10 protein-coding genes are annotated in these 12,558 nt (G+C 59.7%); 6 read left to right on the top strand and 4 right to left on the bottom strand.

Annotated features, from left to right (window positions below; all coding sequences use genetic code 11):
• Nucleotides 1-5 precede the first annotated feature (5 nt).
• Nucleotides 6-2,567, top strand: a complete 2,562-nt coding sequence (locus BE0216_RS00930) for an ABC transporter permease (RefSeq protein WP_094636329.1) — start codon at nt 6-8, stop codon at nt 2,565-2,567.
• 58 nt (nt 2,568-2,625) lie between these two features.
• Here the strand turns inward: BE0216_RS00930 and BE0216_RS00925 are convergent, their stop codons facing one another.
• Entirely contained in the window at nt 2,626-3,522 is an 897-nt protein-coding gene (locus tag BE0216_RS00925) for a hypothetical protein (protein WP_094636330.1), read from the bottom strand.
• Nucleotides 3,523-3,722: 200 nt separating this feature from the next.
• Between BE0216_RS00925 and BE0216_RS00920 the strand changes: the two genes are divergently transcribed.
• The 3 genes from BE0216_RS00920 (at nt 3,723) to BE0216_RS00910 (ending at nt 7,024) form a co-directional block, all read left to right on the top strand.
• Complete coding sequence (locus BE0216_RS00920; RefSeq protein ID WP_094636331.1) at nt 3,723-4,031, top strand: hypothetical protein; 309 nt, start codon at nt 3,723-3,725, stop codon at nt 4,029-4,031.
• Nucleotides 4,032-4,182: 151 nt separating this feature from the next.
• Nucleotides 4,183-5,484: an alpha-amylase family protein gene (locus BE0216_RS00915; protein WP_094636332.1), complete on the top strand. Its 1,302-nt coding sequence runs from the start codon at nt 4,183-4,185 to the stop codon at nt 5,482-5,484.
• 127 nt (nt 5,485-5,611) lie between these two features.
• A complete protein-coding gene (locus tag BE0216_RS00910; protein WP_094636333.1) occupies nt 5,612-7,024 on the top strand; it encodes an MATE family efflux transporter in 1,413 nt (470 codons plus the stop codon).
• Between the two features lie 31 nt (nt 7,025-7,055).
• Here the strand turns inward: BE0216_RS00910 and BE0216_RS00905 are convergent, their stop codons facing one another.
• Complete coding sequence (locus BE0216_RS00905; protein WP_094636334.1) at nt 7,056-7,631, bottom strand: TetR/AcrR family transcriptional regulator; 576 nt, start codon at nt 7,629-7,631, stop codon at nt 7,056-7,058.
• A 306-nt stretch (nt 7,632-7,937) separates the two neighbouring features.
• On the opposite strand from BE0216_RS00905, the gene BE0216_RS00900 reads away from it, so the two are divergent.
• On the top strand, nt 7,938-8,651 hold the full coding sequence (locus BE0216_RS00900) for a DUF4391 domain-containing protein (RefSeq protein ID WP_094636335.1): 714 nt from the start codon (nt 7,938-7,940) through the stop codon (nt 8,649-8,651).
• Nucleotides 8,652-8,700: 49 nt separating this feature from the next.
• Here the strand turns inward: BE0216_RS00900 and BE0216_RS00895 are convergent, their stop codons facing one another.
• Nucleotides 8,701-9,714: an AEC family transporter gene (locus BE0216_RS00895; protein WP_094636461.1), complete on the bottom strand. Its 1,014-nt coding sequence runs from the start codon at nt 9,712-9,714 to the stop codon at nt 8,701-8,703.
• 171 nt (nt 9,715-9,885) lie between these two features.
• Nucleotides 9,886-10,851 (bottom strand): lactate/malate family dehydrogenase, encoded by a 966-nt coding sequence (locus BE0216_RS00890; RefSeq protein ID WP_094636336.1) that lies wholly within the window; start codon nt 10,849-10,851, stop codon nt 9,886-9,888.
• Between the two features lie 207 nt (nt 10,852-11,058).
• Between BE0216_RS00890 and BE0216_RS00885 the strand changes: the two genes are divergently transcribed.
• Nucleotides 11,059-12,549: an aspartate ammonia-lyase gene (locus BE0216_RS00885; RefSeq protein WP_404801799.1), complete on the top strand. Its 1,491-nt coding sequence runs from the start codon at nt 11,059-11,061 to the stop codon at nt 12,547-12,549.
• The last annotated feature ends 9 nt before the right edge of the window (nt 12,550-12,558 follow it).

The raw sequence follows: 12,558 nt of genomic DNA, 5'->3' as shown, positions 1-12,558 counted from the left end.
ACACCATGAAAGAACAGAAATCAATCATTCGCACACTGACAAACCGCAGTTTCAAGGCGAATACAACCCGCAACCTGATCGCCGTCTTCGCCATTATCCTCACAACGGTTATGTTCACATCCCTGTTCGTCCTGTCACAAAGCATGGTGGACAATATACGGAACATGAATTTCCAGCAGGCCGGATATAACAGCCATTTGAGCTCCGGCACCATGACGGACGCCGATGCGGAGAAAATCATCACCCACCAAGCTGTTCGGGACTACGGGAAAAGCGCGATCATAGGCGTGGCCGAAAATAAGGAACTGACCGGGCGGCAGGTGGAAATCCGCTATGCCGATGAAAACTACGCTCGTTCCAGCTTTTCCTACCCTACAACGGGAACCATGCCGGTACGGGAAAACGAGATCGCTTTGGACACCATCACCCTTGACAAGATGGGGCTGCCTTATGAATTAGGGCAAGAAATCACCCTTGAATGGCGCAAGGATTTAACTTCTGATGAATACACCACCAGCACCTTCGTCCTCTCCGGATATTGGGACGGCAATTCCGCCGCTATGGCAAGCATGGCATGGGTTTCCGAAGCCTTCGTCCAAATCCAGTGTGCAGATATCGACCAGGAAACGCAGCTTGCGAACGGGCAGGTTTTGGGAACCGTGATGCTCCACCTCGATCTTCACAATGACGACGATCTGGAAGGGACAGCGGAGCGGATCGTAGCCGACACCGGGCTGTCCGACGTGTTCTTTTCTCCCAATGCTGCCTATGACGCCACCATGAACCAGAACATCATCCGCGAAGTGCTGCCGATGGCAATTTGCATGGTGTTGGTATTTGCCAGCGGGTATCTGATTATCTACAACATTTTCCAGATTTCCGTCGCCGGAGACATCCGCTTTTATGGCAGGCTGAAAACTTTGGGAACCACCAAAAAGCAGCTCAAGACGATGATCTACGGGCAGGCCAACCGTTTGTCGCTAATCGGCATTCCTATCGGGCTGGGAATCGGGTATCTGCTGGGAGCAGTGTTGGTGCCGGTGATGATAACCGGGACAACAGGAGAGGCAAAAGCAGCGGTCAATCCCTATATCTTCATTGGCTCTGCGGCGTTCGCCTATCTGACCGTTCTGATCTCCTGCATGAGGCCCGCCAAAATCGCCGGCAAGGTTTCCCCGATGGAGGCCCTGCACTACACCGACGCAGGCACCGTCAGCACACGAAAAATCAAGAAAAGCACCGGCGGCGCAAGCATCCCGAAGATGGCGCTGGCCAATTTGGGGCGGAACACGAAGCGCACCATTACGGTGATCTGCTCCCTGACGCTGGGGCTTGTGCTGCTTTCCTGCGTCTTTGCGAAAAACGCCAGCTTCGATATCGATAAATATATGGGCCAGACGGTTATCAGTGATTTTGAGGTAGAGGACAGCTCGATTTCCTCCACCTTCGGAACCTACAATCCCTACGGCACAACCATTTCCCCGGAGCTGGTACAGAACATTGAGGGGCTTTCCGGGCTGGAAGCCACGGGCCGCTTGTACTCACAAGTATTCACCCACCAGATCGGGGCCTCCGCACTGGAAAATATCCAGACCTACTACCATGCTGACGAACGAATCGCCTACATTGAAGCAACGGACTCGGGGCTGGCCGAAGCCTACCATGACATGATCGAAAGCGGCGAATGCGTTTCCATGATGTACGGCGTCGACGGCCTGATACTGGACGCTTTCGCACAAGACGGCCGGATATTGGATGGCACCTTTGATAAGGATGCGTTCCTGTCCGGGGGCTATGTGGTGATGGAGGCGGCCACCGGCGCAGAGGACAGTGAGAAGGAAACCCAGCCGACCTATTCCGTTGGGGATATGGTGGAGCTGGACGGACGGCAGTATGAAGTGATGGCGATTGTGGCGGATATACCCACGATCACGGAGGGTGTCAACAGCGGTACGCAGGATTTCCTGTCGTTCTATCTTCCGGCAGACGCATTCCGGGAGACGCATCCGAACAACACCCTGCGAAAGCTGTTCTTTGATGTGGCGGAGGAACACCAGCCTCAGGCGGAAAACATGCTGGTCGACCACCGCGACAACGTGGATAAATCCCTGAACTATACTGCGAAATCCACTCTGATTGAGCATTATCAGGAACAAACACGGGCCAATACGGTTATGGGCTTCGCCATCAGCCTGATTATCGCCTTTGTCGGCATGTTGAACTTCATCAATTCCATGCTGACGGCGATTATCTCCCGGCGGAAAGAATTCGCCATGATACAGAGCATCGGCATGACAAAGCGACAGCTTCGACGCATGCTGATCGACGAGGGCTTGTACTACGCCGGAAGCACCTTGCTGGCATCCTACGTTTTGGGCGCTCTGGCCGTGGGAATCGTCGTCCGTATGATGGTGTCGACCGATTGGACGGCGACATTCCACTTCACGCTGTTGCCGCTGGTGATCTGTACGCCTGTTCTGATTGCGCTTGCGACTCTGATCCCCTATATCTGTTTCAAGAATCTGGAGAAGCAAAGCATTGTGGAAAGACTGAGGGCAACCGATTGACATTGTTCATGCGGTCAGTGCAACCGTCACTGGCCGCATGAACAGCAAATAAAGTAGGTCACTCCTCGTCGACGGTTTCGGCGTCGGCCGAGCCGTCGGGTTCGTCTCCGGTATCGCCTGACTCGTCGGAGCCGTCGCTTTGCGAGGAATCGTCCGCCTCGTCCTTCAGCACGTAACGGCCACCCTCGGTGGCGCAATCCTTGCAGGCGCGGGTCTTATGGTTGTCCGCGAACGCCTCCTCGATGGTACCGGAGTAGATTTCGGCGGAACGCTTGAGATGCGGGCAGTCCGGATTGAAGTGGTACACGTCGCCGGATGCGGTCCAGTACACCTCGCCGTCGTCGGCGAGCTGCGCGGCGGCGACCTCGGCCTGATCGTACGCTTCGGAGGTGGTGGGCTGCCAGTTGGCGCCACCAAGACCGGCCGCGACCAGCGCGACGCCGGCCACAATGGAACATACGGTTTTGGTTTTCTTATCGAGGTCCTTATTCATCAAGGTCAGCAGGATGATCGGAGCGAACGCGATCACCGCGATGATCACGCCGAGTTCGGTCTGGATCCAGTAGGCCACGGCGTTCTTCTTGGATGCCGGATCGATGCTGTTGGCGCGGTTCCACGTCAGCGAGCCGGCCAGCACGAATCCGAAGTCGACCACCAGCAGGATGATGACCCACCACATGCGGTCGAGTCCAGGGAAGTTGAAGGTGCCGTTCATCTCCAGCACGGCCAGCACCTCCATCACGATGCCGACCAGCCATAGCACGAACGCCACGATGCGCAGCGGCATGGCCTGGGAGCGGCGGCGCGCGTGCGAGGCGTCCAAGTCGACGCCCGAGACGCTGTGGGCTTTCACATCCGTGACGCTCTCACCGGTGGAACGGTCGATGAACTTGCGGTCTTTGGGATCGTCGACGCGCTTGCTGACGCGCTTCGCCGGGCTCTTCTTCTCTGCCATGATGCTCTCCATCGTCGAATTACAGGCAACAACCGCGATTATATGGACGCGACTCTTCCTCAGACGGGGAGCAGGCGGCGCAACATACCTGAAAGCGGTACGCCTACGCACGAAGATTGCGCAAGTCGACCAGTCAAACATCTTCCAGCGTGCGACGATGGACCAGTCAACACACATCAGAGCGAAGAAAGGGTGCACCCATGACACAGAAAACAGCCGGTGACGCCGGACATCAGCAGATCGTCGATCAGCTCGCCAACGCCATCAAAGACAATCCGCAGATGCTGAAGTCCTTCGGTGTCGACCCCGGTGCCATGATCGAAAAGGTGACCGGCATCAAGCTTGGCGACGAGCAGGTGGCCGAGGTCGTCGGCGCCCTTACCTCCGCTTTGCAGGGCAAAGGCTTCGACATCGGCGATCTGGGCGATCTCGCGCAGAATCTCATGAAAGGCGATGCCTTACAGTCGATTCTCGGATCCGTCGGCGGTCTGTTCGGCGGCAAGAAGTAACGGCGAGCCCGTGCGGGGCCTGAGACCTCCCGCACAAGGCTTCCGTATCGCAAACTAGGCACCGCTCCGGGACGGTGCCTACTTCCGTCCGCGCGCCCCGCATGAAACAATGGTGCCAATGACCTGACCGCGGACCCGACCGACGGGAGATATGATGACCGACGCATTTACGCCTCACTCCATGCCCGATTGGGTGCGCTACGGCATGTTCTGGCAGGTGTATCCCTTGGGATTCTGCGGATGCGACATCCGCCGTCAATACGGCCATGGCTTCAACGGGCGCGGTCTCGACGCGCTGGTCGACTGGCTGGATTACGCGATCGAGCTGGGCGCTTCCGGATTGCTGCTCGGACCGATTTTCGAATCCTCGTCACATGGTTACGACACGTTGGATCACAAACGCGTGGACATGCGGCTCGGCGGCGACGAGGCCTTCGACCGACTCGCTTCGGCTTGCCATGCCAAGGGGCTCACGCTGGTTCTGGATGGCGTGTTCAATCATGTGGGGCGCGAGCATCCGGCCGTTCAGGCGGCATTGGATGAGGCTTGCGGCAGACTCGCCGCCGCGGACAACCCTTGGCATGGGATGATTCGAGTGGAGCGCGACGGTGAGGGAAATCCCTCACTTGACGTGTTCGAGGGGCACGGATCGCTGGTCGACCTCGACCATACGGCATCGCGGACCGTGGATTTGGTCGCCGATGTGATGGGATACTGGCTGGACCGCGGCACGGACGGCTGGCGTCTGGACGCCGCGTACGCCGTGCCGCCGTCGTTCTGGACGCGGGTGCTGCCGCAGGTGCGCGCGAGCCATCCGCAAGCTTGGATATTCGGCGAGGTGATCCACGGCGATTATCCGGCCATCGTGCGCGAATCCGGTATGGATTCGGTCACGCAATACGAGTTGTGGAAGTCCATCCAGCACAGTCTGGAAACCGACAACTTCTTCGAACTCGATTGGAATCTGCAACGGCATAACGCCTTCCTTGACGCATTCGTGCCGCAGACCTTCATCGGCAACCACGACGTGACGCGCATCGCCTCGCAGGTCGGCCAATCCAAGGCGCTGCTCGCGTTGGCCGTGCTGATGACGGTCGGCGGCGTGCCCAGCGTCTACTACGGCGACGAACAGGGTTATACGGGCATCAAACAGGAGCGCTTCGGCGGAGACGACGACATCCGCCCGAAATTCCCCGACTCCCCCATCGAGCTTTCCCGATTGGGCGAAACCATCTACCGAGCCCATCAGGATCTGATCGGGCTGCGCCGACGCAACCCATGGCTGGTCGAGGCGAGGACCGAAGCCCTGACATTGGAGAACACACGCTACGTCTACCGCGCCACCAGCGCCGACGGCACGCACAGCATCGTCGTGGATCTCGATATCACCGACGATCAGAACCCGCACGTCGCCATCGCCGACGAGACCGGCGCGACGCTCTACCGGCGCTGAACGGCATCCTTCTTCAACCCACCCGTCATGCCGTTTCGCTATAGCGTTGCATAGCGTACGGCTATTGTTCCTCGAGGACCCGTGATTCTATAATGCCTGCCGGCATATGGAGCAGAGGGCGAAAGGGATGGTTGCGGTGGAAGGCGAGCGCGCGGTCGAAACGACGGATGGGAAGAACGGGCAAGGCGGCAAAAGCGCGATCGACATGCTGCACGGCCCCATTTGGAACCGTGTGCTCATGTTCGCGCTGCCGGTGGCGGCCACCGGCATTCTGGAGCAGCTGTTCAACGCGACCGGCGTCGCCATCGTCGGCAATTTCTCGGGCGGCGAGGACACGCAGGCCGTGGCGGCTGTGGGCGCGAACAGTTTCATCGTCATGCTGGTCATCAACTTCTTCATAGGCGTGTCTTTGGGCGCGAATGTGGTGATCGCCAACGCGATCGGCCGCGGCAGCATGGACGGCGTGCGCAAGGCGGTGCATACCGCGATCGTCATGGCCGTCGCCGGCGGCGTGGCGGCACTGGTCATCGGCGAGCTGGGCGCCACCGCCATTCTGGGCATGCTCAACGTGCCTGCCGACGTGTATCCGCTCGCATTGCTGTATCTGCGCATCTATCTGATCGGTCTGCCGGTGATCCTGCTCTACAATTTCGAGGCGGCGATCTTCCGTTCCGTGGGCGACACCGCCACACCGCTGAAGGTGCTCGCCATGGCGGGCGTGCTCAACGTGGCGCTGGGACTCACGTTCACCGCGGGGCTCAATATGAGCGTGGCGGGCGTCGCCACCGCCACAGTGCTTTCCAACGCCTTCGGATCGCTGGTGCTGCTGCGTCTGCTGGTGCGCACCGACGCGCCGATTCATGTGGATCTGCGTGAGCTACGCGTGGATATGATGGCCATGCGTTCGATTCTGCGCATCGGCCTGCCCGCCGGTATCCAAGGCGCGGTGTTCGCCTTCGCCAACGTCATCATCCAAGGCGCGATCAACAGTCTCGGCACCACGGTGATCGCGGCTTCCAGCGCCGCGTTCAACATCGAGGTGTTCGCCTACCAGGTGCTGAACTCCTTCGCCCAGGCGTGTTCCACCTTCACCGGGCAGAATTACGGCGCCCGTCAGGTCGGTCGATGCCGCAGGGTGCTCGCCATCTGCTATCTGGAGGATGTGGTCGCCACCGCCGCGGCGATCACGCTGGTGCTGTTGTTCGGCCGCAGTCTGCTGATGATTTTCGTGCATGATCCCGAGGCTGTCGATATCGGCTACATCCGCTTGACCATGGTGTTCATCGGCTATATCTTCTCCATGGCCTACGAGATGGCCTCCGGATATCTGCGTGGATTCGGCATCTCGCTGGTACCGGCCCTGCTCACCGTGCTCGGCGTGTGTGGCACGCGTATCGGCTGGGTGATGCTGGTGTTCCCCTCCCACCGCTCGTTCGAGTCGATTATGCTCGTCTATCCGATCTCCCTCGCCGTCACCGCCGCGCTGGTGCTCGGCTCGCTGATCGTTTACCTCCCTTCGCGCCGCATGCCCGCGCGCTAGGAAGCCGAATCGTTTAGACGGATCGCGCGCGTTATTCGACGCTGACGTCGGGCATGAACACGCCGACGATGAGCTCAAGCAGCTCCTCGGTGGGCATGGGGTCGGGGTCGGTGAGCCACCGGCGGACCACGGCGAGGACGCCTGAGAAATAGAACTCCCGCACATATTCCGCGTGCAGGGGCGTGGCGTCCTTGCTGATATGCCGCTCGACAAGAGGCATCATAAGCGGTTTGACGGCCTCCTTCATCTTCTCCACGAAGGCGGGGTCGCCATGGGGTCCAAGCAGCACTTTGAGAAAAGGCTTGTCCCTGGCGCTCTGATCGAGAAACGCGGCGAGATTGATGCGGATGCTGTCCGGATCGCTGAAATCGACGATGGCGTCCCGTATGGCGGTTATGCGGCGCGTGATGAAATCATCCTCCACATGTTCTCGCAGATCGAGCACACTGGTGTAGTACATGTAGAACGTGGCCCGGTTGTAGCCGGCGAGATCGGTGATCTGCCGCACCGTGATCTTCTCGATGGGCTGGCGTTCGTACAGCATCCAGAACGCGCGGCGCAGACGGTTGCGCGTCTTGGCGGTGACCTCGGGCTGTTTCATAACCATAACGGTATTCTCCCCACATCACTCGACATGTGTCGTATGATCTTCCTCATCTATGACGCGAAGGTAAAACATGCATCACTCAACAAATGTCGAATGATGCATTAAAGACATAACAAGTGCTATCGCCCGACATATGTCGAACACTTCTCGCCGCGAATATTCATAAATTAGAAAAACAACCAAACATGGCTTGGGCACGCGCAGGCCTGAGCGCGGCGACCGGCCCGACTCATGGACGCGCACGGCGTGACGCAGGTTCGACTGGTAGAGTCGGGGCCAACGATATGTTCCGGCGAAAGAAGGTCGATGATGACTGCAGCGGCTTGCGGCACGGTTTCCGCACTGACATTGGGACTGCCCGCCTCCACGGCGATTCCCGCGGCCAAAGGCACGCTGCCGAAGCAGATGTTCATGGCCAAGGCGCCGGTCTCCGCCAAACTCAAGCAGCGTTATGCCAACGAGGTGGAGTCGATCACCATGCTGTCGCTGATGCGCGCGGCGAACACCGGCCTCGCCGACGGCAAGCGCTTCCGTGAGATCCTGGTGATCGGCCTGCGCGTCTCCGGCACGGATGTGCCGGTCGAGGTCGTTGACCATATCGCCTCCCAACGCGCCTCGGGCATCGTGTTCGCCGTGGTGCGAGAGGTGGAACGCGAGGGCGCGCGTCACGAGGAGTGCGCCCTCGCCGTGCGCCGCAATGTGCCGGTCAGGCCGGGACACACGCCCGTCACGAAGGTGTATGCAGGCGACTGGAAGCCGGCCGGCGAGGCCCAGCTGGAACTTGCGGGTTCGACGTTGGACGAGGCGTGGGATGTGCTGTGCGCGCAGGCGATTCTGGATTCCGCCGATGGATCCGATCTGGACGCGCGCATCGCCCGACGCGAGCAGTTGACGACGCTGAAGGCCCAGGCCGACAAACTCGAGCGAGACCATTCACGGGCCAAAAATCCGGCCCAGCGCAACGAGATCTACGCCAAACTGCACAAGATTCGCAAACAGCTGGAAACCTTGGAATCCTAACCATCAAGCAAAGCCGTCATCATGCTGGTTCTCGATGCGAACCGCATGATCAGAACACCAGGTAAGAGACCGCGGACAGTGTGAACAGGCTGGCGATGGTGGTGCCCATCACCATGCCGATCGCATATTCGGGATGGTTGTGTTCCCGCTCTGCGAACATCACCATCGCCACCATCGTGGGCATACCGCAGGCGAGCGTTATCGTGTGCACGATATCGGGGTCAAGCGCGAATCCGAACAGTGGAGGTATGCCCATGCACAGCATGTAGAGCACGATAGGCAGCATCAGCATTTTGGCCACGATGCCGACGTACAGTTCCGGCTTTCTTAGAATCCCCATCCAGTCACGCAACGCGAACAGTCCTCCGAGATACACCATAGACAGTGGTGATGCGGTGGATCCGATGGCTTTGAGCGGTGCCAGCATATCCGTGGGCAATCGCGCGCCGGAGATGATAACCACCAACGCCGCAGCGACAGCGACAAGAGCGGGGCTCAGCATCGGGCGCAAGCGCCGTGCCATTCGCACGACCAACATAGGATGTTCGCGATCCGATTCCCGTCCGCCTCCATCCGTGGCAGCCACGGTCTTCCCGTCTTCTCCGATGCGTTTGCTCGTCCACACGCCGTAGGTCCACATCATGGTCTGATCTACCAGTGAGCACAAGGCGAAATAGAGGGCACCCCTGTCCGGATACAATGCCATGAACAACGGCAATCCCATAAACCCGACGTTGCCAAAAACGAACGAGCCTCGGAACAGACGGCCGCGTTCCGCTTTGAGTCTCATCACCCTGGACAGAACAGTGAACAAACCGATCAGCAGCACGTACATCACCAGATCAAGCACGATGATCTGTCCCGATTCGATCAGGTCGTGACGAGTGGTGCCGGACACCGCTGTGGCGAATACGATCAGCGGAATGCCGACTTTGAGAATGAACGAGCACAATCCGTCAAGGGCCTTCTCCCCCAACACGTTCGTACGTACGCAGATATATCCGATCAGCATCATCACACCCATGCCGATCAGCTGATTGAGCACAATGCCGAACTGTTCCACGCGTCCCACCTCCCCGTCAGTGCCCTTTCTTCCACCGAGACATCATAGCGGGCTCACCGAGCGCAACCGTAAGGTCATCTCAACGGGGAAGACCGATCGGGCGAATCGGAGAACGCAACAAACAACACCTATGCAATGCCCGCATTCCGGCCAACGCACAAGGCCGACTGTCTACAGTCTGTCGGCGATAAGCGCGCAATGCGAGCGCACGACTTCGGCGCAATGATGGAAGCGCTCCATTTCCTCCGCCGTCAGATGCAGGTCGGTGAATTCGTTTGCCCCACTACCGTCCAGTCCAATCGGTAGGCTGAGGAACACATCACGTTCGCCGTATTCGTATTCGCCGTCGATCAGCGTGGAAACGGGGATTACGCGGCGTTCGTCCCAGAGAATCGTTTTGACCAACCCAGACACGGTGGATGCGATGCCGTAGCTGGTGCCGCCGCGACGGTTCTTGATTTCGTCGCCGCGTCGACGCGTCGCATTCTCGATGCCGTTCAGGCTGACGCCTGGATAACGGCCGGGATTGTCGGCGAGGAATCGCGCGAACGGTTTGCCGACGAAGGACACCGTGGACCAGGGAATGAACTGAGAGTCGCCGTGCTCACCGATCACATATCCGGACACGGTACGTGGGTCAAGACCGGTGACCTCTCCGATGATGGTTTTCATACGCGAGGTGTCGAGCGCCGTTCCCGATCCGATGACCTGCGCGCGTGGCAGGCCGGTGCGTTTCCACGCATACCAGCTGAGTACGTCGACCGGGTTGGACACCATGATGAGGATGCCGTCGAAACCGGATTCCCTGATGCGGTCAAGCATCGGGGTGACGATGTCGACCGCGGCCATCAGCCCGTCCAAACGGGTCCGCCCTTCGACCGGCCGAGGCCCGGCTGTGATGATAATGATGTCGGCTTGCGAACAATCATCCCAATCGCCGTGACGGATGGATACGAACCGGCCGAGGAACTCCGATCCGTCGGCCAGATCCATGGCGAGTCCACGCGCTTTCCCCGGATTATGGTTGACGAGCACCAGCTCGTTGGTCAATCCCTGCAACACGATGGACGACGCCACCGCCGAGCCGACCTGCCCCGTGCCGACCACCACCACTCGCGAACGATTCGCCGTGACCATAGTACCCTCCTGCCGGCGTCCGTATGCTCAATACATATATGAGATCAACTGTACCGGCCGAAAAACCAAATGCGAACCGTCGAGATAGTCATGCGCATACGGTCGGCAACGATTTGTTCGAACATCTGACAACCCTCACGAACGTGTTCGCGGACGGCGGACGTATCGGCCATGGCGTTTCACCCTTCGATAGGCCATGATGATGACATGACCGACATGAACGCATCGCAGATAAACATCTCGAACAACGACCACGCGGAAGGCGGAACGGCATCCGTCGCGACAGACACCCGCATCGAACATGACTGCATCGGCGAACTCGCCGTCCCGGCCGACGCCTATTGGGGCATCCACACACAGCGAGCCATTGCGAATTTCCCCGTCTCGGGCACGACGGACGGTGACCATCCCGAACTCGTCAAAGCCTATGCGACGGTCAAACGCGCCTGCGCGGCGGCCAACGCCGAACTCGGTCTCATCAGCGACGACAAGGCCGCCGCAATCGAACAGGCGTGCCTCGAAATCGAGCATGGCGGACTCGCCGACCAGTTCCCCGTCGACGTGCTGCAGGGAGGCGCGGGGACCTCCGCGAACATGAACATGAACGAGGTGATCGCCAACCGTGCGCTGGAATTAACAGGGCACACCCGCGGCGATTACGAGTTCATCCACCCCAACGACCATGTGAACCGTTCGCAATCCACGAACGACACCTATCCCGCGGCGTGCAAACTCGCCATCGTCGATGCCTTGCATCCGCTGATCGCCGCCACCGAAACGCTGCGCCGGTCGTTCCATGACCTCGCCGACAGGCATGCGAACGACGTCAAGCTCGGACGCACGCAATTGCAGGACGCGGTGCCGATGACTTTCGGCCAGGAGTTCCACACCTTCGCGAGTTTCCTTAAACTCGATATGGCCGCCATGGAACGTCTCGTACCGGAGCTCACCGTGCTCAATCTCGGAGCCACGGCCATCGGCACCGGCATCTGCGCCGATCTGCGCTTCCGCAAGGCCGCGACCGAACATCTGGCCCGCATCACCGGGTTGCCTGTCACCGCCGCGCCGGATCCGCTGGCGGCTATGACCGATATGAGCGCCTATATCGCGGCGTCGGCATGTCTGAAGAATCTGGCGATCCATCTGAAGAAGGCCGCCGACGACCTGCGACTGCTCAACTCGGGCCCACGCGCCGGCTTCGGCGATCTGACGCTGCCTGCGAGGCAGGCCGGTTCGAGCATCATGCCCGCGAAGGTGAATCCGGTGATTCCCGAATGCGTGGACCAATGCTGCTTCACCGTCTTCGGCATGGATGTGACCGTGAACTGGGCGGCGGCCGAAGGGCAGCTGCAGCTCAACGCCTTCGATCCGCTCATCGTCCATGAGATCCTTGACGGCATGCGTCTGATGACCAATGCGATGGACACATTCCGTCTCAACTGCATCGACGGCATCATCGTCGATATCGAAGCGGGACGCCATCATGCGCAGCGCTCCCCCGCCATCTCCGCCGCATTGAACGACACGATCGGATACGAGGCGGCCAGCGCCGTCGCCGCCGAAGCGGTGACGTCCGGCCGCACGATCCGCGAGGTCGCGGCCGAACGTACCACGATCAACGATGAGGAACTTGACCGTCTGCTCGACCCGATCGCCCTGTCGCGCAGCCTCGGCCAGACCTGTCGCGAACGCCGGTAGCGCGGTTCT

Origin of the sequence: Bifidobacterium eulemuris (genome assembly GCF_014898155.1) — a bacterium.
Taxonomy (GTDB): Bacteria; Actinomycetota; Actinomycetes; order Actinomycetales; family Bifidobacteriaceae; genus Bifidobacterium; species Bifidobacterium eulemuris.
This window is presented reverse-complemented; position numbering and strand designations above follow the sequence as displayed.

Coding starts and splice junctions, on each gene's coding strand:
- BE0216_RS00930 (WP_094636329.1), top strand. CDS start 6: ATGAAAGAACAGAAATCAATCATTCGCACACTGACAAACCGCAGTTTC.
- BE0216_RS00925 (WP_094636330.1), bottom strand. CDS start 3,522: ATGGCAGAGAAGAAGAGCCCGGCGAAGCGCGTCAGCAAGCGCGTCGAC.
- BE0216_RS00920 (WP_094636331.1), top strand. CDS start 3,723: ATGACACAGAAAACAGCCGGTGACGCCGGACATCAGCAGATCGTCGAT.
- BE0216_RS00915 (WP_094636332.1), top strand. CDS start 4,183: ATGATGACCGACGCATTTACGCCTCACTCCATGCCCGATTGGGTGCGC.
- BE0216_RS00910 (WP_094636333.1), top strand. CDS start 5,612: ATGGTTGCGGTGGAAGGCGAGCGCGCGGTCGAAACGACGGATGGGAAG.
- BE0216_RS00905 (WP_094636334.1), bottom strand. CDS start 7,631: ATGGTTATGAAACAGCCCGAGGTCACCGCCAAGACGCGCAACCGTCTG.
- BE0216_RS00900 (WP_094636335.1), top strand. CDS start 7,938: ATGATGACTGCAGCGGCTTGCGGCACGGTTTCCGCACTGACATTGGGA.
- BE0216_RS00890 (WP_094636336.1), bottom strand. CDS start 10,851: ATGGTCACGGCGAATCGTTCGCGAGTGGTGGTGGTCGGCACGGGGCAG.
- BE0216_RS00885 (WP_404801799.1), top strand. CDS start 11,059: ATGACCGACATGAACGCATCGCAGATAAACATCTCGAACAACGACCAC.